Here is a 25,338-nt window from a genome sequence, read left to right on the forward strand (position 1 = left end):
CAACGCACGCCGGCTCTTAACAGCGATTCAAAACCGCCTCAACGCACCGCAGCAAAACTGCGACGAGAAGCGCAGGGATGGTTTACGCCAGAGCGATGGCGGCGATGAGCCGTCCGTAATCCGGCTCGCCGCGATGCGTGGCGCGGCGGAAGCTGAAGAAGCGCGTCTCGTCCGCATAAGTGTCGAACCCGACGTCGTCGGCCGCCCCGACGCCCGCCTGTTCGAGCCGCTTCATCACATAGCCCGCAAGGTCGAACAGCGCGTGGCCGGGCTTGGCGGAAGGCGCGAAGAAGCGGGCATGGCCCGGATCGACGGCGGTGAAGCGCGCGGAAAACTCCGGTCCGACCTCGTAGCTCTTCTGGCGGATGCAGGGGCCGAGCGCCGCGGTCACGTCCTTCCGGCTGGCGCCGAGTGATTCCATGCGAAGAAGCGTCGCCTCCAGCACGCCGCCGAAGGCGCCCTTCCAGCCGGCATGCGCCGCCGCCACGACGCCGGCCTTGGAGTCGGCGAACAGCACAGGACCGCAATCCGCGACCGTCACCGCGACGGCGACGCCCGGTCTGTTCGTCGCCACCGCGTCGACATGCGGCGCGTCCCCGCGCGCCCAGGGACCGTCCGCGGCGACGCATTCGGCGGAATGAACCTGCCACGGCACGGTCAGGCGATCGGCGCTCAGCCCGAGCGCCAGCGTCATCCGCCGCCGGTTCTCACGCACCGCGTCGGGGGCGTCGCTGGAGCCGAGGCCGCCGTTGAGGCTGGCGTAGATCCCGGTGGAAATGCCGCCCTCGCGGGTGAAGAAGGCGTGGACGATCCCGGGAAGCGCCGCGAGCTTCGGCGCAGTCACAAAAGGCGGAATTGGCGATGCGGCGTCGGTCATTCAGGTCTCCGACTGGCGAATCCGGGGAGAGGGCCAAGGCGAGGATCGGCGAAGGCGAGCGCCTTGAACAGCGCTCCCATGCCGGTCGGCGATGGATCGGTCAGACGCGCTACGGCCGCGGCGATGGCGTCGCGTTGCGCCTCGGTTGCATTCCCGGAGAGCCGTTCGGCGCGCGCGGAGAGGCCGAGCCGGGCGAGCAGTTCGCCCTGAGAGACGAGCGCCATCACGTCCGCGCCGCCGCAGCGCGCTGCGGCGGCGAGCGTGCCGAAATCGACATGCGCGGTCAGGTCAGCCTCGCCGGGTTCGGCCAGCGGGTCGGCGAAGGCGTGAGCCTTCATCGCCTGCAGCGTGTCTCCCGCGGATTGCGCCGCGCCGTAATCGATCGCCAGCGCCGCGCCGCCATGAGCCGCGAGGTGCTTTGCGATCTGTGAGACGATCGCGAGCGCTCCCGGGGAGATCTCAAGGACCGAGCCGACCGGACGCTCCGGCGGCTCGACGTCGGAGGGCGCGTCGGCCGACAGCCCAAAGGCGAGCGCGCCATCGTCGTCGAGGCCTATCAGCCGTTCACGCCAGCCGTCGGCTGTGCGCGCGAACTGGCGGATCGGCAATGCGTCGAAGAACTCGTTCGCGACGATGATCGCGGGCAGGGGATCGGGGCCGGAGGCAAGCGCCTCCTCGACGGTCGCCGCCCACCGAACATTCACGCCAGCCAGCGCGCGAGCCTGGACATCGCGCAGCGTCGGGCTCGTCTCGACCAGCGTCACCTCGACCGCCTCGCGAAAGCCGGGCGCGGCCTTGGCTGCGCGGAGCATGTCCGCCATCAGCGTTCCGCGGCCAGGGCCGAGCTCGATCAATGCCACCCGCTCAGGCGCGCCCATCTGCACCCACACCGCGGCGCACCACAGCCCGATAAGCTCCCCGAACATCTGGCTGATTTCCGGCGCGGTGGTGAAGTCGCCGCGCGCGCCGAAAGGGTCGCGTGTGGCGTAATAGCCGTGAACGGGGTGCCCGAGGCAGAGCGCCATGTAGCGCGCGACGTCGATCGGGCCTTCCTGCTCGATCAGGCCTGCGATCTCGCGGCCAAGCGGCGTCATCAGGCTGGGCGGCGCGCCGCGTAGAGCGCGAGGCCGCCGCCGATCAGCACCATGGGAGCCGACAGGACCATGCCCATGGTCAGTCCGCCCGCGAGATAGCCGATCTGCGCGTCCGGCTCGCGGAAGAACTCGCCGACGATCCGCGCCGCGCCGTAGCCCGCGACGAAGACGCCCGTCACCAAGCCCGGCCGCTTGAGCGCGCCGGCGCGCACCAGCAGCTGGACGAGGATGAACAGGACGATGCCCTCCAACGCCGCTTGGTAAAGCTGGCTTGGGTGGCGCGGCTCGGGGCCGCCATAGGGGAAGACCATCGCCCAGGGCACGTCGCTCGGCCGGCCGAACAGCTCGCCATTGATGAAGTTGGCGATGCGGCCGAAGAACAGGCCGACCGGCGTCACGGCCGCGGCGACGTCGAAGACGGAAAAGACCGGCAGCGTCCGCGCCCGCGCGAACAGAGTGAGCGCCAGCGCCGCGCCCAGGAAGCCGCCGTGGAAGCTCATGCCGCCGTGCCAGAGCTTCAGCGCTTCGAGCGGCTCGTCGAGGTAGTGGGGCAGGTCGTAGAACAGGACGTAGCCGAGCCGGCCGCCCAGGATCAGGCCGAAGGCGACCCAGACGATCAGGTCGTCGATGTCGGCCGGTCTCGGATGACGCGCTGCGCCCCACAGGCGATCGGCCGCGCAGATGCGCTTCGCCAGCCACCAGCCGAGCAGAAGGCCTGCGATATAGGCGAGCGCATACCAGCGGATCGCGAGCGGGCCGATCTCAAGCGCGATCGGGTCGATCGCGGGGAAGGCGATGGCGAATAAGGGCATGACGCGCTCAGCGGTAAGGCGAGCGCGTCATGGGCTTGAGGAGGTTGAGGTGTCAAGCCGCGGGGCGACGAGCGCTCCGCGGCCGGTCGGTCAGGCTCAGCGGCCTGGGAAGGCGCCGCGGCCAACGCCGCGCGACACGCTGTTCGCCCTGTCGACGTTCGCGCCGCCTGCGATGGCTGCGCTGTAAGGGCGGTCCTGCTCGACGCTCGGCCGCTGGTCGAGCGGCACGCCCCGCTGGACGGCGGAGGACGCAGAATAGCCGGTGATCGTGTATTTGTTGACGGGAGCGGCGGTAGCCGCGGTGGAAACCAGCGCAAGCGCGCCAATGGCTGCGATGATGGACTTCATGACGGGTCTCCCTTGACCAAGGGCGTCGCGAAGGCGGCGTCCGATGGCAGCGAGATAAGAACTGCGCTGTCGCAATGAATATGCCGAGTGTGCATTGATCTTGATGCGTCAGTGCAATCGCATTAGCGCTCGCTGGCCCGCCTTGCCTCAGCTCTCTTGTCCGCCGGCCCGCGGCGGGCCACATCACCACTGCAATGTCAGACGGAAGGCGCGATCACCATGACCGAGACCCGCGGCCGCGTATTCGACGAGATCGGCAAGCTGATGACCGACGCCGCGGGCGCCGCCGCCGGCGTGCGTCGAGAGATCGAGACGGTGGTGCGTCAGCAGGCCTCGCGCATCCTCTCCGATCTCGACCTTGTCCGCCGCGACGAGTTCGAGGCGGTTCGCGCCATGGCGCAGAAGGCCCGCGAGGAGAACGAGACGCTCGCCGAGCGTCTCGCTGTGCTCGAAGCGGCAGCCGGCACGCACCGCGACGACTTCCGCGGCGAGCCCGTCCCGGAGCCTGCGCCCCTCGGAGCGCCCAAGGGCTTCGACGATTCCGTCGGGGACTGATCCCCGTTGGGATTTAAGTTCCGCTGTTGCCCCGCAGCCAGTGTGCAGCGCGGCAGGCGGCGCCATATACTGATACAGGCGGCTCGAATCGGGCGGCGTTCATCGCCTCTCCTCGGGGCCGCGGTTGGCGGGCCGCCCGGGCTCGTCCGTCACGCGTAACGTCGTTTCCCACGCCCGTTTGCCGGGCCTCACCCGGGGAGGAGCTCATGGCTCTCATCGACGTGGACGCCGATCGCCAGGCCCATCCTGTCGACACGATCGAACGCATCGCGACGTTGAACGACTGGTCCTTCGACCGGTCGGGCGACGACGAGATCACGATCTCTGTCGACGGTTCATGGTCCGACTACCACGTCTCGCTGACGTGGATGGGCGAACTGGAGTCCCTTCATCTCGCCTGCGCCTTCGATCTCAAGGTTCCCGATCGCCGGAAGACGGAGGTTCTTGAACTGCTGACTCTGATCAACGAGCAGATGTGGCTCGGCCATTTCGACCTGTGGAGCCAGGAGGGAGTGGTCGCCTATCGCCATTCGCTGCTGCTTTCGGGCGGGGCGGAGGCGAGCGCCGCGCAATGCGAGGCGCTTCTGGAAGCTGCATTGGAATCCTGCGAACGCCACTATCAGGCGTTCCAGTTCGTGATCTGGGCCGGGAAAAGCGCGAAGGAGGCCATGGAGGTGGTGGCCTTCGAAACGGCGGGGGAGGCGTGACGACCGCGTATCCCAGTTGACCACGATTTCTGCCGGGCCGCTCAATCCGGGCGGCCCGGTCCTTCTCGTCGGCGCCGGCAAGCTGGGCGGCGCTCTGCTCGACGGATGGCTCGAAGGCGGCCTCGATCCGAGGCTCGCCTACGTGCTCGATCCCGGTCTGTCCGAGCCCGCGGCCGAAAGGCTCTCCGCGCTCGGCGTCACGCTTCAGCCGCAAGCCCCGGAACTCTCGAACGCCGCCGCGATCGTCGTCGCCGTGAAGCCGCAGATGGCGGCTTCCGTGCTGCCGGCGGTCGCGAGCTATGCCGGGCCGTCCTCGGTGGTGATCTCGGTGATGGCGGGGCAGACGCTTGAGGTTATCGGCGCAGCGCTTCCGCAAGGCGGGGCGATCGTCCGGGCCATGCCGAACACGCCGGCATCCGTCGGCCGCGGGATCACCGGCTGCTTCGCGGGTCCGGAGGTCAGCGCCACGCAGAAGGCGCTCGTCGACCGCCTGCTGAGCGCAGTCGGCGACGTGATCTGGGTCGACGACGAGGGACTGATCGACGCCGTCACGGGAGTCTCCGGCTCCGGTCCCGCTTACGTGTTCCTGCTGGTCGAAGCGCTGGCGAAGGCCGGGATCGCGGCCGGTCTTCCCGCCGACATCGCCGAAACGCTCGCACGCAGGACGGTCGAAGGGGCCGGCGAACTGCTCGCGCGCTCGCCCGAACCCCCTGCCACCCTCCGGCGCAACGTCACATCGCCGAACGGCACGACCGCGGCGGCGCTCGACGTGCTGATGGCGGAGAACGGACTTGAGCCGCTGATGGAGCGCGCCGTCGCGGCGGCGACGAAGCGGGCGAAGGAGCTCGCGCGGCCGGGATGACGGCTCGGCCCCGTCGGCCTATCTTTCTCCCGACGCACGGGACACGAGGAGATCAGCGATGAACGACCCGACCCCCGAACCGAAGGTGCTCGCCGATCCCCGCGAGCGCATCGTCGACGCGCTGTTCGCCCTGCTCTCGGACAAGTCGTGGGCCGATATCGGCCTCTATGAAATCGCCCTTCGCGCCGGCGTCTCTCTCTCGGAGCTGAGGATCCTGTTCCCCTCCAAGGGCGCGATCCTTTCCGGCTTCGTGCGCAAGATCGATCTCGAGGTCTTGAAGGTCGATGCCACGGACCTAGCCGGCGAGCCCGTTCGCGAACGGATCTTCGACGTGCTGATGCGCCGCTTTGAGGCGCTCGCGCCCTACCGCGACGCGCTGCGCAAGGTGCGCGATGGGCTGGTGACCGACCCGCTCGGCGCAGCCGCCATGAACCAGGTCGCCGTCTCCTCCATGCAGTGGATGCTGGCGGCTGCCAGCGTGCCGGAGAGCGGGCCGTTCGGGACCGCAAGAGCGCAGGCGCTGGTGCTTCTCACGGCTCGCGTGTTCCGGACGTTCCTGAACGATCCCGACGAAGACCTCGCGCGCACCATGAAGGCGCTCGACGAAGAGCTTCGAAAGGCCGAGCGCTGGGCCGAACGCGCCGACGATCTCGGCCGGCTCGCCGCGCCTTTCCGTAGCGCTCTTGATCGCGTCCTGGGCCGTTCGACGCGCCCTAAGCCGGATGACGACGTGGCGTCCGCCGCGTGAGCGACGGGCCTGCGCCTGAGATCAGCTTCGACGATTTCCTGAAGGTCGACATCCGCGTCGGCACCATCGTCGAGGCCGAGCCCTATCCGGAAGCGCGGAAGCCCGCGATCAAGCTCAGAATCGATTTCGGGTCGGAGATCGGGGTGAAGCGGTCTTCTGCGCAGATCACGAAGCACTACGAGCCGGCGGGACTAGTCGGGAAACAGGTCGTCGCGGTGGTGAACTTCCCGCCGAGGCAGATCGGCAAGTTCATGTCCGAAGTCCTGACGCTCGGCGTTCCGGATGCGGACGGGGAGGTGGTGCTGCTTGCGCCGACCACCGGCGTCCCAAATGGCGGGCGGATGTTCTGACCGCGGCGCTGCCCCTCTCTGCGTCTTTTTCAGTCCGGCGCGCCGCTAGGCCGGCACCCGCACGACCGCCCTCAGTCCGCCGAGCGGGCTCGACTCCAGCGTCACATCGCCGCCATGGCTCCGGGCGATGTCGCGCGTGATGGCGAGGCCGAGCCCCGAACCGCTGTTGTCCTGATTCCGCGCCTCGTCCAGCCTCAGGAAGGGGCGGAACGCATCCTCACGGTTTTCAGCTGGGATGCCTGGCCCGTCATCATCGATCCGGACTTCTAGCTTGCGCCCGTCGTGGACCGCGACGATCGCAATCTGGCGGGCGTAGCGCGCGGCGTTCGCGACGAGGTTCTGGAGGCAGCGACGGAAAGCGTCAGGACGCACGATCGCGAGCGGCTCGCCGTGGCTCTCCACGGTCGCGGTCGCGCCGGACGTCTCCGCGGCGCGCTTCAGCTCTGCCAGCAGGGTCGGAATGTCGGTCGGCGAGGCGGGTTCGCCGGCGTCGCCCTTCATGAAGGCGAGATAGCCCTCCAGCATGCGCGACATCTCCTCGACGTCGCGGTTCATGTCCTCGACCTCTGGCGTCTCGTCGAGCAGCGCGAGCTGTAGTCGGAAGCGGGTCAGGATGGTTCTCAGATCATGGCTGACGCCGGCCAGCATCGTCGTGCGCTGCTCCATTGCGCGCTCGATGCGGTCGCGCATCGCGATGAAGCTTTCCGCCGCCAGCCGGATCTCGCGCGCACCGCGCGGGCGGAAATCCGGCGCCGCCGGCCGCCCCTTGCCGAACGCGTCTGCGGCCTCCGACAGCGCGAGGATCGGGCGAAGCTGGGCGCGCAGGAAATAGACCGCGATGCCGATGAGCACGAGCGAAGCCGCCGCCATCCAGATCAGGAAGATGTGGCTGTTGGATGCGTAGGTCTGATTGCGGCGAGCCAGCACCTTCATGACGCTGTCGCCGAGCTGGACCCGGATCTCGACGAAATTCGAGCGGCCGACCGTGTCGATCCAGAACGGCAGCTTGATGTCGTCGGCGATCTCGGAGGACAGCCGCTCGTCCAGAATTGAGAAGAATGGCCGGGGCAGGGGAGTGGGCAGCTCCTGGGGAGGCAGGAACTCCACCTGCAACGACAGCCGTTCGCGGGCTATGCGGACGATGTTGGCGTCCGTCTCGCCATTCGGCGTGGACTGATGAAGGTCGACCAGCGCCGCGATGTCCCGGCTCACCGCCGATGACAGGCGCTTGGTCACGAGTTCGTAGTGCCGCTCCATGAAGACGAAGGCGACCACGCCCTGCAGCAGCACCATCGGCGCGATGATCAGGATCAGCGACTGCGTATAGAGCCCGCGCGGCGCCCGCCTGCGGATCCATGCTGGAAGGGCGAGCTTCCGTCTCATTCGTCGACGAGCAGGCGGTAGCCGAGCCCCCGGACGGTGAGCAGCAGGATCGGATTTGCCGGGTCCTCCTCGACCTTGCGGCGGAGCCGCGTCACCACGACGTCGACCGCGCGGTCGCCCGGCGCTGCGTCGTCGCCGGCGATCGCGGAACGTGGCACGGTTTGGCCCGGCCGCTCGACGAGCGCCGCCAGCAGGTCGCGCTCCCGATCTGTCAGCCGCACGATCTCCTCGCCCTTCTTCAGTTCGCCGCGGCCGCGGTGGAACGAGAACGGCCCGAACCGGACATCAGGGGCGGACGCCGTGAGCGAAGGCCCGGCGCGTCGGAGAATGCCGCCGACCCGCAGCAGCAGCTCGCGGGGGTTGAATGGCTTCGAAAGATAGTCGTCGGCGCCGGTCTCAAGGCCTGCGATCCTGTCCTCGGTCTCAGTGCGTGCGGTCAGCATCAGGATCGGCACGGAGGAGCGCGCGCGGACCGCTCGGGCGAGGTCGAGGCCGTTCTCGCCCGGCATCATCACGTCGAGCACCAGCAGATCGAAGGTCAGCTGGTCGAGTTTGACGCGGGCATCGGCAGCGGAGGCCGCGACCGTCACGCGATAGCCGTTCGACGTCAGGAACTTGTGCAGCAGGGACCTGATGCGCGAATCATCGTCGACGACGAGGAGATGCGCGGCGTCGTCGAGGATCGCTTTGCGTTCGGCTGCGGCCATGGCGTCAGCGCCGCGCCGGCGGCGGCTCGACGCCGGTGAGTTCCGCAACCTGCGCGCGCTCTTGCGGATCGATGATCTCGAACAGGAAGCGGCGCACCGCGTCGCGCTCGGCGGCGCTGCATTGACCCAGCGCACGGGAGATGCGCCGGGTCTGCAGGCGATGAAGCTCCTTCACCAGCCGGTCCCCGCGTTCGGTGACGAACAACAGGCGCTGGCGCCGGTCGGCGGCTCCTTCACGTTGAGTGACGAAGCCCTTGTCAACGAGCTCGCGTAGCACGCGGCCGAGGCTCTGCTTGGTGATCTTCAGGATGTCGAGCAGTTCGGTGACGCGCAGCCCCGGATTGCGGTCGACGAAATGCAGCACACGATGATGCGCGCGGCCGAAGCCGTAGGCGTCGAGCGCCTCGTCGGGATCGCGCACGAAATCTCGATAGGCGAAAAATAACAGCTCGATGACGTCGAAGGCCGGCGTCTCGCCGCCCTCCGGCTCGGTTTGCGCCCGCGGACGCGCTTCCGGCTCGCCGGCCAAAATTACGTCAGTCATGTTGACTTAATTCGATCCTGTCGCCAGAGTGCCGACGAATTCGCGAGAGGCTCGTCGGTCATCGACGGCTTCCGCCTTCCGCGCCATAGTGGCGCAGCGGACGATACCGGGTCGACGGCGCAGACGCAAAACGACGCCGCTGACTGGGCGACGGATCGGCGCCGCCCGGCGGCCCGAATGAGACGTGAGGAGTTCGGACGATGGCCGACGGCCAACCCTTCGACAACCGTCCCGGAGAGATCTGGTTCGACGGCGCCTTTGTTCCGTGGAATGACGCCAAGGTGCATGTGCTGACCCACGCGCTGCATTATGCGAGCGCCGTGTTCGAAGGCGAGCGGGCCTATGGCGGCCGCATCTTCAAGATGCGTGAGCATAACCAGCGCCTGATCGACAGCGGCAAGCTGCTCGGCTTCGACGTGCCTTACACGGTCGAGGAGATCGACCGCGCCTGCGAGGCGACGCTCGCCCGGCAGGGTTTTCAGGACGCCTATGTCCGTCCGATCGCTTGGCGCGGCAGCGAGATGATGGGCGTCGCGGCCCAGAACAACACGATCCACCTCGCGATCGCCGTCTGGCAGTGGCCGAGCTATTTCGACCCGGCCGAGCGCCTGAAGGGCATCCGCATCGACATGGCGGAATGGCGCCGTCCCGACCCGCGCACCGCGCCTTCAAAGGCCAAGGCCACCGGCCTCTACATGATCTGCACGCTCTCCAAGCACGCAGCGGAGCGGAAGGGCTACGCCGACGCGCTGATGCTCGACTGGCGCGGTCAGGTCGCCGAATGCACCGGCGCGAATGTCTTCTTCGTGAAGGACGGCGCGCTGCACACGCCGACGCCGGACTGCTTCCTCGACGGCATCACCCGCCGCACGGTCATTGGCCTCGCCAAGGCGCGCGGCATCGAGGTGATCGAGCGCGCGATCATGCCTGAGGAACTGGCGAGCTTCGAGCAGTGCTTCATCTGCGGCACGGCGGCGGAGGTCACTCCGGTCTCCGAGATCGCGGACTACCGCTTCTCGGTGGGCGACATCACCAAGACGCTGATGACGGATTACGCCGACGCAGTGCGTCCGCAGCAGGAGGCGGTCGCCGCCGCCTGATAGAGCCGCATCATCCCGGACGGCGGCGAAGCCGTCGATCCGGGATCGTGCTCAGAATTGAGCGATATTCGGCTTGCGATCCCGGCTCTCGCTTCGCTCCGCCGGGATGACCACTCAGGCCGTCTTCCGCAACCGCGTCATCCGGCGGGCGAGCTTCGCCTCGAGGCTGTCCGCTCCGCGCCGCTCCTCGGAGCGAGCGGCGAAGGCGCTGAGGGCCGCAGGCTCGCCCTCGACCGCAAGCACCACGAACACGCCGAGATCGTGCGCGACCAGTGCCGCCAGCCTCGACAGGATCGCCGCGCTCGGGATCAGCGTCGCGAACCACAGTCCCGGCATTGCCTGGATGCCCCCGCTCGGCATGTTGGCCGCAAGCGCGTGCATCAGGACCTCGGTGGTCTTACCCACCGCGTAGAGCAGCGCGAGGATCGTGGCGTAGCTCACCGCCTTGTCGAGTCCGAGTTCGGTCTCGCTCTTGAACAGCACGCCCCACGCGAATCCGCCCGCGGCGAGCGCCGCGATCAAACCGAGAGAGACCGCGGCCAGGAGCGCGTACATGCCGGCCGTTCCGAACGCGCCGTCGGCGCTGAGCGCGGCGGTCCGGACGGCAGTCGTGTTCGGAAACAGCCACGAGACTTGGGGCGTGTAATGCGAGACCGGGCGCCAGAGGTCGTGGCCGGCGCCGAACACGAGCACCGCCGCCAGCAGCGCATAGCCGCAGACGATTAGCGTGATCGCGGTGCGGAAGCTCATTCCCTGCGCCATGGGCGGACACTAGAGCCGGGCCGCCGCCGCGACGACATTAACCGTCGGTTAAGGTTAACACGCGTTAACCGGGCGGGTCAGCTGCGCCAGCGGTCCGCCGCCGCGTCGTCGGTGGATTTCGACGCCACCCATGCCTCGCCTTCGTCCGTCTCTTCGCTCTTCCAGAACGGGGCGGAGGTCTTGAGGTAGTCCATCAAGAACTGCGCCGCCTCGAACGCGGCTGCGCGGTGAGGGGAGAGGGTGACCACCAGCACGATGGGTTCTCCCGGCAGGATGCGGCCGTAGCGGTGCAGGACCAGCGCGTCGACGATCGGCCAGCGCGAGCGGGCCTCGGCCTCGATGCGGGACAGCTCTTCCTCGGCCATGCCAGGATAGTGCTCGAGGGTGAGGGAGACGAGCCGCGCGCCGGAATCTGCCCGGTCGCGGCAGAGGCCGGAGAAGGTGACCACGGCGCCTGTGTCGGATCGGCCTTCGGTCAGCCGCGCAACTTCCGCGCCGAGATCGAACGGTTCGCGCTGGAGCCGAACAGCCACGGCCTGCTCAGCCGCCCGTCATCGGCGGGAAGAACGCAATCTCGCGCGCTCCCGCGATCGCGGCGTCCGGCTTTACGTGGCGGCGGTCGATCGCGGCGCGCACGACCGCGCCGGTCGCGAAGGCGCTCTCATATTCCGGCCCGCGCTTTCTGAGCCAGCCGACCAGATCGCCGACGGTCGCGACGTCGTCCGGCGCTTCCGTCTCCTCCTCGGCGCGGCCGATACGCTCCCGCACCCAGGCGAAATAGACCAGCTTCATCCTTCGGGATCCTCGAACACGTGCCTTAGCCCGGCCCGGAGATAGTCGTAGCCCGTGTAGATGGTAAGGAGCGCCGAGATCCAGAGCAGGGTCAGCCCGATCATCACGTTGCCCGGCAGCACCGCTTCGCCGGCGGGGCCGACCAGCAGGAAGCCAAGCGAGATCATCTGCGCCGTCGTCTTGTATTTCGCGAGCTGAGTCGCCGGCACGCTGACGCGCAGCTCCGCGAGAAATTCGCGAAGACCCGAGACCAGCACCTCGCGCAGCAGGATGACGAACGCCGCCCATACCGACCAGCCGGTGATGGTGTTGTCCCAGGCGAGCATCAGCAGGCAGGCCGCGACCAGCACCTTGTCGGCGATCGAATCGAGCATCCGCCCGAGCGGCGATTGCTGCGCCCAGGCGCGGGCGAGATAGCCGTCGAAGAAATCGGTGATGGCGGCGAGCGCGAAGATCCCGAGCGCCGCCCAGCGGAACGGCGCGCCGCCGATGAAGATGCACGCGCCGACCATGGGAACCGCGGCGATGCGGCCGTAGGTCAGCATGTTCGGCAGGCTGAGCGCGTAGCGCCGCGACAGGTTCACGCCCCGTCTTGGCCGTTCGGCGCTTCGCAGATCGGCATGGATTTCGGACGTCATCGCATTCGCCTAGACGGTGCCCGACGCGAGTCCGCGCCGGTCGTCGGGACACGATCACGCGAGGGCGCGGGCGTCAACGAAAGCCCGGTCCAGGACTTCGGCGAAGCTCGCGCCTCACTCTCGCTTGTCGTGGAAGAAATCATAGATCGACTGGGCCATGGCGCGGCTGACGCCGGGGGTCTTTTCGAGGTCCGCGACGCCCGCGCGGGCGACCGCCTTGCCGGTGCCGAAATGGCGCAGCAGCGCCCGCTTGCGGGTGGGGCCGACGCCGGGCACCTCGTCGAGCGGGTTCGCGACGAACTCCTTCGATCGCCGCGCGCGATGCGTGCCAATCGCGAAGCGGTGCGCCTCGTCGCGCAGGCGCTGGACGTAATAGAGCACAGGGTCGCGCGGCGGCATGCGGAAGGGCGTGCGGCCGTCGATGAAAAAGGTCTCGCGCCCGGCCTCGCGGTCGACGCCCTTGGCGACGCCGACCAGCGGCACGCCTGTCACGCCGAGCTCGGCCAGCGTCTCGCGCGCTGCGGTGAGCTGGCCCTGTCCGCCGTCGATCAGCACCAGGTCCGGCCACGGCGGCGCGTCGTCCGCCGCGCGGCCTTCGACGTCTCGCGGGGATTCCTTCTGCAGCCGCGCGAAGCGTCGGCGCAGCACTTGCCGCATCATGCCGGTGTCGTCGCCCGGCGTCAGGTCCTCGGGGCGGATGTTGAACTTGCGATAGCTGTTCTTCTGAAAGCCTTCGGGCCCTGCCACGATCATGCCGCCAACGGCGGCGGTCCCCATGATGTGGCTGTTGTCGTAGACCTCAATGCGCTTCGGAGGGGCGGGCAGCGCGAAGGCCGCGGCGACGCCCGCGAGCAGCTTCGTCTGCGTCGAAGTCTCAGCCAGCCTGCGGCCGAGCGCCTCCCTCGCGTTCGACAGCGCGCGCGCGACCAGCTCCTTCTTCTCGCCCCGGACCGGGACCGAGACCTCGACCTTGCGGCCGGAGCGCACGGAGAGCGCCTCGGCGAGCAGCGCCTGGTCCTCGATCTCCTCGCTCAGCAGCACGAGACGCGGCGGCTCCTCCGCGTCGTAAAACTGCGCGAGGAACGAGCCGAAGACCTCGCTCGGCTCCTGGCCGCCCTCGGCCTTCGGGAAGTAGGCGCGTGCGCCCCAATTCTGGTAGGCGCGGAAGAAGAACGCCTCGACGCAGGTCTGCCCGCCCTCGGCGTGCAGCGCGAAGACGTCCGCCTCCTCGACGTCGCGAGGGTTCACGCCCTGATTAGACTGAATGGCGGCGAGCGCCGCGAGCCGGTCGCGATAGACGGCGGCGCGCTCGAAATCGAGCGCCTGGGACGCCTCGTCCATGGCGTGAGCGAGATCGTGCTTCACCCGGTCGCTCTTGCCCGAGAGGAAGTCGCGGGCCTCCTCGACGAGCCTCGCATAGTCGTTGAGCTCGATCTCGCGGGTGCAGGGGCCGGAGCAACGCTTGATCTGGAACAGCAGGCAGGGACGCGTCCGCCGCTCGTAATAGCTATCGGCGCAGGAGCGCAGCAGGAAGGCGCGCTCAAGCGCGTCGATCGTGCGACCGACGGCGCCGGCGGACGCGAAGGGTCCATAATAGTCGCCCTTGCGGGTGCGCGCGCCGCGATGCTTGGCGATTTGCGGAGCAGGGTGCTCCGAGGCGATCAGGATGTAGGGAAACGACTTGTCGTCGCGCATCAGCACGTTGAAACGCGGCCGCAGCCGCTTGATGAGGTTCGCCTCGAGCAGCAGCGCTTCGGTCTCGGTCTCTGTCGAGACAAACTCCATCGACCCGGTCTCGGCGATCATCCGGGATATGCGGGTGTTGTGGCCGACGCCGCGCGCGTAGTTCGCGACGCGCTTTCGGAGGCTCCGGGCCTTGCCGACGTAGAGCACGTCGCCGTTTGCGTCGAACATGCGATAGACGCCCGGCCCATTGGGAAGATGCTTGAGTTGAGCGCGGATGACCTCGACGCCGCGCCTCAGGCTTTCCGGCGTGTCCGCGTCAGCTGTTTCCGGCGACGCGTATTCCTCGATCCCGTCGCCTTCGACTGAGGCCACATCCGGCGTCTCGATCATGTCTGGGCTGCGATTCCCGCTCATCGCGTGAGACTTACACCTGCCCCCTCGGCCTCGGCGACCCCCGGGACGTGGGATCAGGCATGTGGCGTAGCTCACGCCAGTTTGAAGCGGCGGCCCCGAATTCGTCGCTCCTCCGCCATATTGCTGCGCCCGATGGACCTTACTCCCGCGGCACGAAAACTCGTTCGTTGGGCGAATGGTCGGGAACCAATCCGCCGTCACGGCGTTCATGCAATGCCGAGATTTGGGTCGCCCATCTCGGCTCAGGCGGTCGGGACGCCTTCGGGGAAATACTTTGACGAAACGGCTCGCCTTGCTCCTTGGAGCGATGATCGCAGGAGCGGCAGGAGACGTGGCGTTGGCCGCCGACATGCCGTCCTACGAGCCTGCGCCCGCAGTTTCAGTGCCGTCGTTCTCGTGGAGCGGGCCTTATGTCGGCCTGCAGGCCGGCTATGACTGGTTCGACGCCAAGAATCGCGCTAACGGCTTCTCGCCCGCGACGAAGCCGGATGGTTTCACCGTCGGCGCCTATCTCGGCTACAACCATCAACTCGACAATTCGCCGCTTGTGATCGGAATCGAGGCCGACGCGAACTATTCTGACGCCGACGCCCATCGGGGAACGGCGGCGTTCGGCGGCGGTCGTATCTCGAATAGCTTCGACTTTACGGGCGCGGTGCGCGGCCGGGTCGGCTACGCGTTCAACCGTTTTCTCGTCTATGGCGCGGGCGGCGTCGCGTTCGCAGATCCACAAATAAAGGCCGGCGGAAGCTCCGATGACACGATCGCGGTCGGTTGGACGATCGGCGGCGGCGTGGAGGCTGCGTTGTCCGACAACGTCACCGCTCGGGTTGAATACCGATATTCCGACTTCGGAACGGACTCCTTCAGCGTCGCGGGTAGCCGAGTGAAGTCAGATGTTAACGACAATCGTGTGCTCTTAGGCCTCGGTTACAAGTTCTCGACGGGATGGTGACCGAATTCTCTGGTCATCGACGTAATACGCGGCAGTAAAAGGTGTAATGGACGTCCACAGGGGGCGTCGGTCCGACCGCGGAATTGCGGTCTCGTCCTGACGGGGCGATGGGGAATCGGTAGTGTTGCCAAAGCGTCACGCGAAGTTTCATTTGGCGATCTCGACCTTCCGCTCCTCGCTTCTTTCGTTATAAATTGGTCACAGACCTAGACTCGAGGAGTTCTCATGTTCCGCCATATGTTCCTTGGCGCTGCCTCGGCCGCTGCGCTGGCCGTCACAGCTTCTTCCGCCTACGCCGCAGACCTGCCGGCTTACGAGCCTGCTCCGGCCGTCGCGGTTCCGTCGTTCACCTGGACCGGCCCGTATGTCGGCGTTCAGACCGGCTATAGCTGGGGCCACGCCGCCCGCACCAAGCCGGAAGGCTGGATGATCGGCGGCTACCTCGGCTACAACTACCAGATGGAAGGCTCGCCGGTCGTCGTCGGCATCGAGACCGACCTGAACTACGCCGACATCGACGACCGTCGCGGCGTGCGCCGCACCTCAACTGACTGGAACGGCGCGACCCGCGGCCGTATCGGTTACGCGTTCGACCGCTTCCTCGTTTACGGCGCGGCCGGCGTGGCCTACTCGGATCGTGAAGTTCGTCGCAACGGCGCCGGCAAGGACAGCAAGACTGCGATCGGCTGGACCGTCGGCGGCGGCGTCGAATACGCCGCGAGCGACAACGTCGCTGTCCGCGCCGAATACCGCTACAGCGATTACGGCAAGGACAACTTCAACCTCGAAGGCGGAGCGGGCGGCAAGTCTTCCTACGACGATCATCGCGTGATGGTTGGCGTCGCCTACAAGTTCGACTCGCCGTTCTGATCCTTTCCGCTCCTCGAGCGGATCTGAGACTGCCGGAACCCCGCGACGAAAGTCGCGGGGTTTCTTTTATGTTCCGATAACCTTCACGTCTCGATAACGACTTGGACGATAGGGTGCAGGCAGTCCGGTCGACCACAGGGTCGACGGCGTTGTCACCCTTGTTCGTGTTCGCGTTCCGGATGTCCCCCAATCCGGCTGAGTATCGAGGTTTCCCCCCATGTCGCGTATCGTTCGTTTCGCGGCGGTGTCCGCCGCTCTCGTCGTTTCCTCGGCGGCCATGGCCGCCGACCTGCCGGCTTACGAGCCGGCGCCCGCCTACGCCGCCCCCGCGGCTTCGAACTGGACCGGCGCCTATGTCGGCGCGCAGGCCGGCTACGGCTGGGGTCACTCCCGGACCAATAAGGGTCGTCCCAACACCCGTCCGGACGGCGCGATCGTTGGCGGCTATGCCGGCTACGATCACCAGCTCGACAACTCGCCGATCGTCGTCGGCATCGACACCGACCTGAACTACAACACCGCCCATGATCGTCGCGGCTCGACCCGCAACGACCTGAACTGGTCGGGCGCGACCCGCGCTAAGGTCGGTTACGCCATGGACCGCGTCATGGTCTACGGCGCCGGCGGCGTCGCCTATGGCGAGCACAAGCTCAAGGTTGCCGGCGCTGGTTCGGACAGCAAGACCGCTCTCGGCTGGACCGCCGGCGGTGGCGTGGAGGCGATCGTCGCCGAAAACGTCACGGCGCGTGTCGACTACCGCTACACCGATTACGGCGTGGATCGCATGCACCTCTCCGGCACGCAGCCGAAGACTGACATGACCGAAAACCGCGTCACGGCCGGCGTCGCTTATAAGTTCGGCGGCTTCTGATCTCGCCTTTCTCTTTCTTCCGAACTGAAGGCCCCGCGGCGTAAGCTGCGGGGCCTTCGTCGTTAAGGCTTTGTTGACCGTCTCGACTTTTAGCTTCGGCGGTGAGGATTCGTTAACCGGACCGCAGGACGGCAGCGTGAGAATGGCCCCGGCTCGCAACGACTTGTCCGGGCGAAGGATCGCTGCATGACGTCGACGAAGCTCCTGATCATCGCCGCCACTCTGCTCACCCTGTCGGGCGAAGCGCAGGCTTTCGATCTGGCGCCGTCGACCGACACGGCGACCGCAAACGGCGGCGCCTGGGCGCCGCTACGCGCGCTCGGCTTCGGCGGCTCCGTGTCTCCTAGTGGAGAAAAGACCGCCTTCGACCGAATTATGCTGGGTCTGGACGGGGACGTCGGCGGCCTGGACGCGCGATTTGCAAGCGCCGAAAGCCGGAACAGCGTCCGCGGGATCAGCGCCCGAGTCGGCTTCGCTTTCGACGGTTTCGTCGCCTATGGATCGGCGGGCGTCGCTTTCGCCTCCGCGGCTTTCGCGCAGTCGCCCGGCGGGGCGCGGCCGACGACAGCGGGATATGTGGTCGGCGGCGGCGTTGAGACGGCGCTGTTCGCAGGCGTCGCGGCGCGCGTCGAATATCTTTATGTCGACCTCGACCGCAGCCGCATCGATCAGGCCGGCGACGTTGCGCTGACGCCTGCGGGCGGGCAGATCCGCGCGGGCTTCAACTACCGCTTCTGAAATCGAGTCAGTGCGCGCGTGTCGCCCCGAAGGCGGGCGTCGTGGCGGCGAACGCGTCGAGCCATTGCACCAGCGTCGGATGATCTTTCCGCCAGGCGCCCTCGAAGCGCAGGTCGAGATAGCCGAGCGCGCAGGCGGTCGCGACCGAGAACACGTTCGGGACGGCCGGCGGCGGCGCGGCCTCGAGATGGGCGAGCGCCCGCTTTACCTTGCCGGCCTGCAGCGCTAGCCATTTCGCCGAGCGCTCGCTTTCGTCGCGCATCCGGACCTCGTAGATCTGGAGCAGAGCCGCGTCCATCAGGCCGTCGGCCAGCGCCTGACCCGTGAGCGCGTCGAACCGCTCGACGGGGTCAACCGGGATCAACATCCCGCCGCCGGTCAAATGGTCGAGATATTCGATGATGACGCGGCTGTCGTAGAGCACGCGGCCGTCGTCGAGCTCGAGGGCAGGGATCTTGCCCAGCGGGTTCAGCCCGCGGATGGGATCGTCATCGGCCGTCGTGTCGGTGCGGACGATCTCGATCTGGTCGATGATCCCCAATAGATGCGCCGCGATTTTGACCTTGCGGCCAAAGGGGGAGGGCGGCGAGGAGCGGAGGATCATGTCTGCGAAGTCCATGCGCGGCGGGGCCACTTCCTGCCACGCGCGGACGCGTGGCGAAAGCGAATATCCGGCCGGGGGCGCTAGACGCAGCCTCAGCCGCGGCGCCTAAAAATAAAGCCTGAGACCCTGACTCAGGTTAGTCGACGGAGATGTCGACCGCCTTGGGGCCCTTGCCCTTTCGATCGGGTTCGACCTCGAACGACACGTGTTGTCCCTCGGACAGCGTCGTGAGGCCCGATCGCGTCACGGCGGAGACATGGACGAAGATGTCCGCTCCCCCGTCGTCGGGCTTGATGAAGCCGTATCCCTTTTCGCTGTTGAAGAACTTGACCGTCCCGCTCTGCGCCATGAGCGCTGCCCCTGTACCCGATGCTCCGCGCTCCCGGCACGGCGACGCCTCGGCGCGCGCGAGAGGTCCGGCGCGTCCTGCTGCGGCGCGCAACCGCAGGCTTTGGATCGGCCGGGACGATATTTGGTAACGGCTTTGCCGCTGAGCTGGCAAGGCGAAATAGTGGCGGGAAAACGGTCGAAACCGCTGAATTACTGAGCGGAAAGCGGCTCGACCACAGCCCGCGCTCCCGGGCCCTGGGACAACGCATGCGCGATATTGGGAAGCCCCGCCGCAAGTTCCTCGGCCAGCGTCCAGGGCGGATTGGCGAGCACGAGACCGGAACCCGCGAGCATCTTCGGATCGCCGGGCTCGCGCGCTAGCAATTCGACGTTCAGGAGCTTCGAAACGCCGGATCCCGCCAGCGTCCTCAGGAAGGCGGCGTTCTCCGCCTTCGACTTGATCGGCCGCCACAGCGCGAAGATCCCGGTCGGCCAGACCTTGTGCGCGGCGAGAAAAGCCTCCGCCATGCGGGTCAACTCGCCCGTCTCTTCGAACGGCGGGTCGATCAGCACGAGGCCTCGCCGCTCGCGGGGAGGAAGCCAGCCGTTGAGCGCCGCCCAGCCGTCGATCTCGACCACTTTCACCCGCTTGTCGCGGCGCATGACGGCGGCGAGCGCCGCAGCGTCCCTCGGGTGCTTCTCACAGAGCCGCAGCCGGTCTTCACTGCGGGCGAGCCGCCGCACGATCTCCGGAGAGCCGGGATAAAGCGTCTCGCCCTCCGACTTGAGCGACGCCAGCGTCTCGCGCCACGGCGCAAGGACGGCCTCCGACGCTTCGCCCAGCGTCACGCCGCTGAGCCGTCCGACGCCGTTCCGCCACTCGCCCGTGCGTCCGGCCTCATCGCCCGCAAGATCGTAGATCCCGACGCCGGCATGGGTGTCGAGATAGCCCCACGGCTTGTCCTTGCCGTTGAGGTGACGGACGACGAGCGCCAGCACGACGTGCTTGAGCACGTCCGCGAAGTTCCCGGCATGGAAGGCGTGGCGATAGTTCATGGAGCTGTCCGGCGGGCACGCCATGCGTGCTTCGAGACGCCCGTCAAAGCGGGCTCTTCAGCATGAGGAACGTGCCGGTAAGTCAGAACGCAAAGTCTCCTCATGCTGAGGAGGCCAGAGGCCGTCTCGAAGCACGCATTACACAGTTGCGCGAGACTAGTCTTCGTCGGCCGGAGGCGACAGCAGCACCACAAAGTCCTTCGAGCACGCTTCGAGCACCCGCCATTCGCCTGAAAAGCCGGGCTCCAGCACCAGCGGGTCGCCGGGTCCGAGAGGCACCGGTTCGCCGCCGTCGGGCGTGACGACGCAGCGGCCGGAGCGCAGGCTGCACCATTCCCACTCGTCATAAGCCACGCGCCAAGCCCCCTCGCTCGCCTCCCAGACGCCGGCGAACAAGCGGCCGTCCGGCGCTTCGTAGTGCACGGCGGTGCGGAATTTCGGCGAGCCCTCGATCACGCGGTCTTCCGGAGGAGCGCTCTCCTCCCATTCGACCACGGCGCCCGCGAGCAAGTGCAGCCGCATCGCGGCCTCGACGGAGCTCGCGCTCATCGGCGGGCCGCCGGAAGCGAGACGCGCGAGGCGCGACAGGCGCTACGATCCACCTCGGGGCACGGGCGGAAGGCCAGATCCTTGGACATGCAGATGCGAACCTCGCTCATCGCGCCGCCGTCGCACTGAACGGCGATCATGGAAGGCTTCAGCCGTGGGTTGGCCGCGATGAAGGCGCGCTCCACCTCGACCGGCGAACTCTCGACGTCCTCCGACACGCGTTCCAGCGAAGGCGGCGTGACGACCTTACCTACGGCTTCACGAGCAAGCGCGAAATAAGAGACCGGATCGAGACCGGAGCAGGTCCCATGCGTGCGCCATTCGTGGCGGACGAGGCCGGGGCCCGGCCACAGATCGAGCACCCCCTCGACCTGCGCCCGCGTCGGCTGGCGACCGGTCGTCCTGCAGTTCTTAGGGAAGCCGCGTTCATATTGCGGCCAGAGACCGTGAAGCACGAACCCGCGCGGACCGTGGACGCCGCATTGCTCGGGGTCGGCGCGATCGCCGCTGCGTTCGCAGTAAGACGGCGACCAGGAGAGCGCGAGGACGTAGAAATCGAAATCGCCGGTCGCCTGCGCTGGGCCTGCGCTTCTCGATCCCTGCCGCCCGCCGATTTCGAAGTTTCGCTGATAGTCCTGCACCCAGCCTTGAGCGAAGACCGGCGCGGCAAGAGTAACGGAAGCTGCGAGCGCGAGGCCGAGCCTCGCGCTCGCTTTCACGGCTGCGCCATCTTGCAATCGGGGGCGTAAGCGAAGTTGCGGTCGAGGCCTGTCACGCACCAGTCAATTCCCGGCGCGGTGCTGAACGCGCCCTGCTTCTCAGCGACCAGCCAATAGACCTTGCGCGTCACACCGTCATTGGTCGCGGTCGTCGCCTCGCAGAAGCGGCGGGGGATGAAGGAGTGACCCCAGCTGCGATAGCCAAGCTCGACTGGATGGTAGAACGCGCTCGAGAGGACGAGGCCGGAATGCCAGTATTCCCGCTCGCGCGCCGCGAAGGACGATGCGATCCGGCTGTGGACGCTCGGGTCGTGACAAACCGGCAGCACCCCGGAATAGGGCCGGACATAGGCCGGATCCTTGGAGTGGCTGCTGACGACCGCGCGTTCGTAGGTCTGCGTGCGGTAGCCATAGGCGGGGGCGTCGGCGGCGAGCGCCGGGGCGGCCGAACCCGCGATGGCGAGAACGAAAGCAAGGGACTTGAGCGGCGTCATGGGGATGCAACTCTGGTGACGGCGTGATCTTCCCGACATTGTCGCCCCCGAACGGGCCAAATCAAGCGATGCCCGGCGTTGTGGTTAGCCGCCGTCTTTCGATCGCCATGCGGACGGGGTAGCCTGACGCCATGCATGCTTCGCCAATGGGGTCCGCGGCCCTCGCCCCCGCGATCGCCCAAGCGCCGTCCATGCCGCGCTTCCAGACCGCCCGGGACGCAGCGCTGAAGCTTCGCCCCGATCGGCCGCTCTACGGCTTCCGTCCCGCGACGCTCGCTGAAGACGCCCGCAGCTTTCTCTCCGCCTTCCGCGGCGAAACCGCCTATGCGGTCAAGACCAATGGCGAGCCGTTCGTGCTCGACGCGCTGGTCAAGGCAGGCGTCCGGTCGTTCGATGTGGCGAGCCCTGCGGAGTTCGCCGCCGCTCGCGCCGCCGATCTGAACGCCCAGCTTCATTACATGCACCCCGTGAAGGCGCAGTCCGACATTCGCCTAGCGCTTGAAACCTATGGCGTGCGCTCGATCGCGCTCGATCATGAAGACGAGGTGGCGAAGATCTTGCGCGTCGTGCGGGCGCTCGACATTCCGCCCTCCGACATCACGCTGTTCGTGCGGCTCGCAACCAAGGGACATGCCGCCTACGAGCTCTCGAAGAAGTTCGGAGCGGCCCCGGCGCATGCCGTCGAGCTCGTCCAGCGGATCGACCGGATCGGCTTCCGCGTCGGGCTCACCTTCCACGTCGGCAGCCAGGTCGAAGACCTTGAATCCTACGAGCGTGCTATCGCGACGGCGGCATGGGTAAAGGGCCGCTCCGGCGTCGAGATCGCCGCGCTCGACATCGGCGGCGGCTTCCCCGCCCGCTATGGCCGCGACCCGAAGAAGCACGTCGCTCCAGCGCCCGAGATCGGCGATCTCGTCGCCCGCATTCATCGCGAGATCGACGAATGGGGCCTCGGCGACCTGCCGCTGATCGCAGAGCCCGGCCGCGTCATCGTCGCGCGCTGCCTGTCGGTCGTGGTGCGCGTGCTGCTGAAAAAGGGCCAGCGGCTCTACATCAATGACGGGATCTGGAGCTCGCTGTCGGACAGCTGGACCGGCAAGCTGCTGCTGCCCGCGCGGCTCATCCCCGACCCCGCCCATCGCCGCGCGAAGGAGGACGGCAAGCTCACGCCCTACCGCGTCTGCGGCGCGACCTGCGATTCCGTCGATATCCTGTCGCGCCCGTTCTGGCTTCCGGACACGGTCGCGACCGGCGACTGGATCGAGATCGGCCACATCGGCGCCTACAGCCTTGCGCTGCGGACGCGCTTCAACGGCTTCTATCCCGACGACTTCGTGGAGATCGCGACGCCGTTCGAAGAAGCCGAAGGCCCCGAAGGGTTTGCAACTGTGGAGTCGCGGGGCGGGATGGCGTGATCGGCGGATGAAGGCCCAGTTGGCAGGCCCGGCTCTCAGCGATCTCCCCGGAACATGATCGGGAACTTCGACGGCTCGCCGACGCCGTCGCATTCTTCCTTCACGCGATATTCGATCATGCGGAAGGCCTCGCCGACCCACTCCCACGCGCCGTAGACGCCGCAATCGCCGGCTGCGCGACCTTTCTCGATCGCGGTGAGCCGGCGCTTTTCTGGCTCATAGGAGACGTTCGACAGCGTTTCGACGCCGCTCCAGCCCAGCGATTCCGTAAAGGCTGCGAACAACTGGAGCTCGAAACGGCCGGCGACCTTCGAGGGGTCCTCGACGAAAAGCGCGAAGCCAACATTGGTGGCGCCGGACGAGCACACGATCGCCCAGAGCGTGCGGCCGGAGCCGAGATCGGCCGCGAAAGACTGTTCGGCCAGGAAGGAGGGGTTCGCCTCCGCCTCGTCCCAGACCGGGCAATCGCGCGCGACCATCAGCTTGCGCAGAGTTTCGGGAATGGCGCCGCGCGTGACGTCGCGGATCAGGCCGGCGCGCGCCGCCGCATTGGCACCGCCGATGAGCTCGGAAAGCGCGTCCGGCCTGTCGGTCCGCTTCTGGCGCCCGTCGACGGCTGCGGCGGCCGCGCCGAAGCCCGGCAGCGGAATCTCCGCCCCCACAGGAGCGACGCCCGCGGGATCCGCGCCTTCGGCCATGATCGTCGTCTGCAGCGCCTTGCCGCGCCTGAGGAACGGCAGCAGCCGACGGCTCGCTCCGTCGGAGAGCCTAAGATCGAGCGTGTCGGGCTCCGCGCCCGCCGCGACCGTCATATCCGCGCCGACGCCGAAACGGAGCGGCGGGCCGCCGTCGACCGCAAGCGCCAGCCGAGGCCGCGTCAGCGGCGCCCGCAGGCCGAGAAGCGTCAGCACAAGGTGCGGCGGAGCGTCCTTCTGAGGCGAGCGCTGCGCGGCGAGCCGCACGGCGCGCGCTCCGTCCTGCGCGGCGGCTTCCGTGACGATGCGGCAATCCGGCCCCACCTTGGTTTCGACGCAGGTCGACGTCCAGCCGTCGAATCGCTGCGCGGGTTCGGCCGCAAGCGCGGCGAACGGCGCAAGCGCCAAGAGTACCAACAGAATGATGCGCATAGGGGAAGGCCGTCCGTCCGGCGAAATCGCCGGCAGGCTATCCCGCTCCGCCGCCGGTTTCGAGCCCCGCGCTCACGCGGGCTTGAGGCGATCTGTGGCTTCTCGCCGGAACCACATACGCTCTCAGCTATTTGTCTTTTGGGGACGCCGGGGCCAAGGCGCGAATTCGCGCGCCCATGGAGACGATAATGAGAAAAAAACGCACCTTCGCTCTCGCGCTCGCCGCGGTTTTCGCGTTCGGTGGGCTCGCCGAGACCACTCCGCAGGCCGCCGCAGCCGAACAGTCGACCTCCTCTTCCAGCATCGACAAGGTGCGCGCCGACGCGATGGCGCGCCTTGCCGAGGGCGACATCCAGAACGTTCGCCATCGCGGGAATCGTTATCAGGGCGGCGGTTGGAGCAGCGGCAGCCGTTGGTCGGGACGGTCCTACCGCGGTGACCGAGGCTATTACCGCGGCGGGTCCTACGGACGTCACCGCTATTACGGCGGCCGTCGGTATTACGGTCGAGACCGCTACTATCGGCGCCACCGCGGACGCGACGTCGCTATTGGCGTCGGAGCCGCAGCATTGGCCATTGGCGCGATAGCGGCGGCGAACCAGAACAATCACGCCCGCGGCAGTGACTGGTGCGCGCGGCGCTACCGCACCTACGACTACCGCAGCGGAACCTACCTCGCCTCGGGCGGCGTGCGCCGCGCCTGCCCGTAAGCAAGCCGACGATGTGGCGGGAGACGGAACTGACCGTCTCCCGCGGCGTTCTGATGAGAACGAACAAAGAACCAAGAGGGACACGCCATGCGCGACGCCAGCACTCCAGAAAGCCGTACCGACGCCCGCCGCGCGGCCGATCCTGACGCGCCCAAGCCCGGAACGCCTGCCGAGCACGTCGACACCAATCCGAAGACGGCGCCTGATCCTAATAGCAATGCGGAGAAGGACCCGGCGGATTGGGTCTCCGGCGACGAGCCCATGACCGGCGCCCAAGCGTCCTATCTCAAGACGCTGTCCGAAGAGACTGGCTCGGAGGCCTATCGGGACGACCTGACGAAGGCGCAGGCCTCGATGCTCATCGACGAGCTCAAGACCGCGCGCAACGAGGCGCGCTGAGCGCTAACGCGCAAGCTTGAGGGAGCGAGCGGCGTCCGCTTTCTCAGGCGGAGGCCGCTGCTCGACATGCCGTCCATGCGCGTGCTCACGTTGCGCCCAAGTCAATTCCGGGCAGTCTGCAC

The 25,338-nt window shown here is 67.5% G+C and carries 32 protein-coding genes; 13 read left to right on the forward strand and 19 right to left on the reverse strand.

Annotation, left to right across the window (positions count from 1 at the left end):
* Window positions 1–82 precede the first annotated feature (82 nt).
* The 4 genes from pgeF to EYR15_RS13375 all read right to left on the reverse strand — a co-directional run bounded on the left by pgeF (window position 83) and on the right by EYR15_RS13375 (window position 3,131).
* Complete coding sequence (gene pgeF / locus EYR15_RS13360; RefSeq protein WP_131004064.1) at window positions 83–877, reverse strand: peptidoglycan editing factor PgeF; 795 nt, start codon at window positions 875–877, stop codon at window positions 83–85.
* Window positions 874–1,971 carry a class I SAM-dependent methyltransferase gene (locus EYR15_RS13365; RefSeq protein ID WP_131004065.1) on the reverse strand — a complete coding sequence of 366 codons (1,098 nt, stop codon included), beginning with the start codon at window positions 1,969–1,971 and terminating at the stop codon, window positions 874–876. The genes pgeF and EYR15_RS13365 overlap by 4 nt, the downstream gene beginning before the upstream one ends.
* Entirely contained in the window at window positions 1,971–2,783 is an 813-nt protein-coding gene (gene lgt / locus EYR15_RS13370) for a prolipoprotein diacylglyceryl transferase (RefSeq protein WP_131004066.1), read from the reverse strand. Before lgt ends, EYR15_RS13365 begins: the two co-directional genes overlap by 1 nt.
* 96 nt (window positions 2,784–2,879) lie before the next feature.
* Window positions 2,880–3,131, reverse strand: coding sequence for a hypothetical protein (locus EYR15_RS13375; protein WP_131004067.1), 252 nt, complete (start codon window positions 3,129–3,131; stop codon window positions 2,880–2,882).
* A gap of 219 nt (window positions 3,132–3,350) precedes the next feature.
* Between EYR15_RS13375 and EYR15_RS13380 the strand changes: the two genes are divergently transcribed.
* The 5 genes from EYR15_RS13380 to EYR15_RS13400 all read left to right on the forward strand — a co-directional run bounded on the left by EYR15_RS13380 (window position 3,351) and on the right by EYR15_RS13400 (window position 6,353).
* The gene (locus tag EYR15_RS13380) at window positions 3,351–3,686 is read left to right on the forward strand and encodes an accessory factor UbiK family protein (RefSeq protein ID WP_131004068.1); all 336 of its coding nucleotides are present in this window, start codon (window positions 3,351–3,353) and stop codon (window positions 3,684–3,686) included.
* A gap of 206 nt (window positions 3,687–3,892) precedes the next feature.
* Complete coding sequence (locus EYR15_RS13385; RefSeq protein ID WP_131004069.1) at window positions 3,893–4,393, forward strand: type III secretion system chaperone family protein; 501 nt, start codon at window positions 3,893–3,895, stop codon at window positions 4,391–4,393.
* Between the two features lie 16 nt (window positions 4,394–4,409).
* Window positions 4,410–5,255, forward strand: coding sequence for a pyrroline-5-carboxylate reductase (proC, locus tag EYR15_RS13390; RefSeq protein ID WP_131004070.1), 846 nt, complete (start codon window positions 4,410–4,412; stop codon window positions 5,253–5,255).
* Between the two features lie 58 nt (window positions 5,256–5,313).
* Entirely contained in the window at window positions 5,314–6,003 is a 690-nt protein-coding gene (locus EYR15_RS13395; protein ID WP_131004071.1) for a TetR/AcrR family transcriptional regulator, read from the forward strand.
* The gene (locus EYR15_RS13400; RefSeq protein WP_131004072.1) at window positions 6,000–6,353 is read left to right on the forward strand and encodes a tRNA-binding protein; all 354 of its coding nucleotides are present in this window, start codon (window positions 6,000–6,002) and stop codon (window positions 6,351–6,353) included. The genes EYR15_RS13395 and EYR15_RS13400 overlap by 4 nt, the downstream gene beginning before the upstream one ends.
* A 45-nt stretch (window positions 6,354–6,398) precedes the next feature.
* Here the strand turns inward: EYR15_RS13400 and EYR15_RS13405 are convergent, their stop codons facing one another.
* Genes EYR15_RS13405 through EYR15_RS13415 form a run of 3 tightly spaced genes read right to left on the reverse strand, consistent with a single transcriptional unit; the run spans window position 6,399 to window position 8,864 of the window.
* Complete coding sequence (locus EYR15_RS13405; protein ID WP_131004073.1) at window positions 6,399–7,736, reverse strand: ATP-binding protein; 1,338 nt, start codon at window positions 7,734–7,736, stop codon at window positions 6,399–6,401.
* Window positions 7,733–8,443, reverse strand: coding sequence for a response regulator (locus tag EYR15_RS13410; protein WP_131004074.1), 711 nt, complete (start codon window positions 8,441–8,443; stop codon window positions 7,733–7,735). The genes EYR15_RS13405 and EYR15_RS13410 overlap by 4 nt, the downstream gene beginning before the upstream one ends.
* A gap of 4 nt (window positions 8,444–8,447) precedes the next feature.
* Complete coding sequence (locus EYR15_RS13415; protein ID WP_342635547.1) at window positions 8,448–8,864, reverse strand: MarR family winged helix-turn-helix transcriptional regulator; 417 nt, start codon at window positions 8,862–8,864, stop codon at window positions 8,448–8,450.
* A 323-nt stretch (window positions 8,865–9,187) separates the two neighbouring features.
* On the opposite strand from EYR15_RS13415, the gene EYR15_RS13420 reads away from it, so the two are divergent.
* On the forward strand, window positions 9,188–10,087 hold the full coding sequence (locus EYR15_RS13420) for a branched-chain amino acid aminotransferase (RefSeq protein ID WP_131004076.1): 900 nt from the start codon (window positions 9,188–9,190) through the stop codon (window positions 10,085–10,087).
* Between the two features lie 114 nt (window positions 10,088–10,201).
* On the opposite strand, the gene EYR15_RS13425 is transcribed toward EYR15_RS13420, so the two are convergent.
* The 5 genes from EYR15_RS13425 to uvrC all read right to left on the reverse strand — a co-directional run bounded on the left by EYR15_RS13425 (window position 10,202) and on the right by uvrC (window position 14,355).
* Window positions 10,202–10,837, reverse strand: coding sequence for a hypothetical protein (locus EYR15_RS13425; protein WP_245498317.1), 636 nt, complete (start codon window positions 10,835–10,837; stop codon window positions 10,202–10,204).
* An 89-nt stretch (window positions 10,838–10,926) separates the two neighbouring features.
* Window positions 10,927–11,382, reverse strand: a complete 456-nt coding sequence (locus EYR15_RS13430; RefSeq protein WP_131004078.1) for a molybdenum cofactor biosynthesis protein MoaE — start codon at window positions 11,380–11,382, stop codon at window positions 10,927–10,929.
* A gap of 7 nt (window positions 11,383–11,389) precedes the next feature.
* Window positions 11,390–11,641, reverse strand: coding sequence for a molybdopterin converting factor subunit 1 (gene moaD, locus EYR15_RS13435; protein WP_131004079.1), 252 nt, complete (start codon window positions 11,639–11,641; stop codon window positions 11,390–11,392).
* Window positions 11,638–12,279 (reverse strand): CDP-diacylglycerol--glycerol-3-phosphate 3-phosphatidyltransferase, encoded by a 642-nt coding sequence (gene pgsA, locus EYR15_RS13440; RefSeq protein WP_205741652.1) that lies wholly within the window; start codon window positions 12,277–12,279, stop codon window positions 11,638–11,640. The genes moaD and pgsA overlap by 4 nt, the downstream gene beginning before the upstream one ends.
* Window positions 12,280–12,393: 114 nt before the next feature.
* The gene (gene uvrC, locus EYR15_RS13445; RefSeq protein WP_245498318.1) at window positions 12,394–14,355 is read right to left on the reverse strand and encodes an excinuclease ABC subunit UvrC; all 1,962 of its coding nucleotides are present in this window, start codon (window positions 14,353–14,355) and stop codon (window positions 12,394–12,396) included.
* Window positions 14,356–14,710: 355 nt separating this feature from the next.
* On the opposite strand from uvrC, the gene EYR15_RS13450 reads away from it, so the two are divergent.
* The 4 genes from EYR15_RS13450 to EYR15_RS13465 all read left to right on the forward strand — a co-directional run bounded on the left by EYR15_RS13450 (window position 14,711) and on the right by EYR15_RS13465 (window position 17,813).
* Window positions 14,711–15,334 (forward strand): outer membrane protein, encoded by a 624-nt coding sequence (locus EYR15_RS13450; protein ID WP_245498319.1) that lies wholly within the window; start codon window positions 14,711–14,713, stop codon window positions 15,332–15,334.
* Window positions 15,335–15,559: 225 nt separating this feature from the next.
* The gene (locus EYR15_RS13455; RefSeq protein ID WP_245498320.1) at window positions 15,560–16,204 is read left to right on the forward strand and encodes an outer membrane protein; all 645 of its coding nucleotides are present in this window, start codon (window positions 15,560–15,562) and stop codon (window positions 16,202–16,204) included.
* Between the two features lie 217 nt (window positions 16,205–16,421).
* On the forward strand, window positions 16,422–17,075 hold the full coding sequence (locus EYR15_RS13460) for an outer membrane protein (protein ID WP_131004082.1): 654 nt from the start codon (window positions 16,422–16,424) through the stop codon (window positions 17,073–17,075).
* 186 nt (window positions 17,076–17,261) lie between these two features.
* Window positions 17,262–17,813 carry an outer membrane protein gene (locus EYR15_RS13465; RefSeq protein ID WP_131004083.1) on the forward strand — a complete coding sequence of 184 codons (552 nt, stop codon included), beginning with the start codon at window positions 17,262–17,264 and terminating at the stop codon, window positions 17,811–17,813.
* Between the two features lie 7 nt (window positions 17,814–17,820).
* Here EYR15_RS13465 and EYR15_RS13470 read toward each other — a convergent pair whose 3' ends face one another.
* The 6 genes from EYR15_RS13470 to EYR15_RS13495 all read right to left on the reverse strand — a co-directional run bounded on the left by EYR15_RS13470 (window position 17,821) and on the right by EYR15_RS13495 (window position 21,565).
* A complete protein-coding gene (locus EYR15_RS13470) occupies window positions 17,821–18,417 on the reverse strand; it encodes a glutathione S-transferase family protein (protein WP_131004237.1) in 597 nt (198 codons plus the stop codon).
* 136 nt (window positions 18,418–18,553) lie between these two features.
* Window positions 18,554–18,766, reverse strand: coding sequence for a cold-shock protein (locus EYR15_RS13475; RefSeq protein WP_131004084.1), 213 nt, complete (start codon window positions 18,764–18,766; stop codon window positions 18,554–18,556).
* Window positions 18,767–18,957: 191 nt separating this feature from the next.
* Window positions 18,958–19,803, reverse strand: coding sequence for a 23S rRNA (adenine(2030)-N(6))-methyltransferase RlmJ (locus EYR15_RS13480; protein ID WP_131004085.1), 846 nt, complete (start codon window positions 19,801–19,803; stop codon window positions 18,958–18,960).
* 156 nt (window positions 19,804–19,959) lie between these two features.
* Window positions 19,960–20,352, reverse strand: a complete 393-nt coding sequence (locus tag EYR15_RS13485) for a cupin domain-containing protein (RefSeq protein WP_131004086.1) — start codon at window positions 20,350–20,352, stop codon at window positions 19,960–19,962.
* Window positions 20,349–21,071: a ribonuclease T2 family protein gene (locus tag EYR15_RS13490; protein WP_131004087.1), complete on the reverse strand. Its 723-nt coding sequence runs from the start codon at window positions 21,069–21,071 to the stop codon at window positions 20,349–20,351. The genes EYR15_RS13485 and EYR15_RS13490 overlap by 4 nt, the downstream gene beginning before the upstream one ends.
* A complete protein-coding gene (locus EYR15_RS13495) occupies window positions 21,068–21,565 on the reverse strand; it encodes a hypothetical protein (protein WP_131004088.1) in 498 nt (165 codons plus the stop codon). Before EYR15_RS13495 ends, EYR15_RS13490 begins: the two co-directional genes overlap by 4 nt.
* Before the next feature lie 191 nt (window positions 21,566–21,756).
* On the opposite strand from EYR15_RS13495, the gene EYR15_RS13500 reads away from it, so the two are divergent.
* The gene (locus EYR15_RS13500; protein WP_131004089.1) at window positions 21,757–22,980 is read left to right on the forward strand and encodes a type III PLP-dependent enzyme domain-containing protein; all 1,224 of its coding nucleotides are present in this window, start codon (window positions 21,757–21,759) and stop codon (window positions 22,978–22,980) included.
* Window positions 22,981–23,015: 35 nt separating this feature from the next.
* On the opposite strand, the gene EYR15_RS13505 is transcribed toward EYR15_RS13500, so the two are convergent.
* On the reverse strand, window positions 23,016–24,107 hold the full coding sequence (locus EYR15_RS13505; protein ID WP_131004090.1) for a DUF1176 domain-containing protein: 1,092 nt from the start codon (window positions 24,105–24,107) through the stop codon (window positions 23,016–23,018).
* 188 nt (window positions 24,108–24,295) lie between these two features.
* Between EYR15_RS13505 and EYR15_RS13510 the strand changes: the two genes are divergently transcribed.
* Window positions 24,296–24,817, forward strand: coding sequence for a BA14K family protein (locus EYR15_RS13510; protein WP_245498321.1), 522 nt, complete (start codon window positions 24,296–24,298; stop codon window positions 24,815–24,817).
* A gap of 87 nt (window positions 24,818–24,904) precedes the next feature.
* On the forward strand, window positions 24,905–25,216 hold the full coding sequence (locus tag EYR15_RS13515) for a DUF3072 domain-containing protein (protein ID WP_131004091.1): 312 nt from the start codon (window positions 24,905–24,907) through the stop codon (window positions 25,214–25,216).
* The last annotated feature ends 122 nt before the right edge of the window (window positions 25,217–25,338 follow it).

The organism is Hansschlegelia quercus, assembly GCF_004310425.1.
GTDB classification, from domain to species: Bacteria; Pseudomonadota; Alphaproteobacteria; order Rhizobiales; family Methylopilaceae; genus Methylopila; species Methylopila quercus.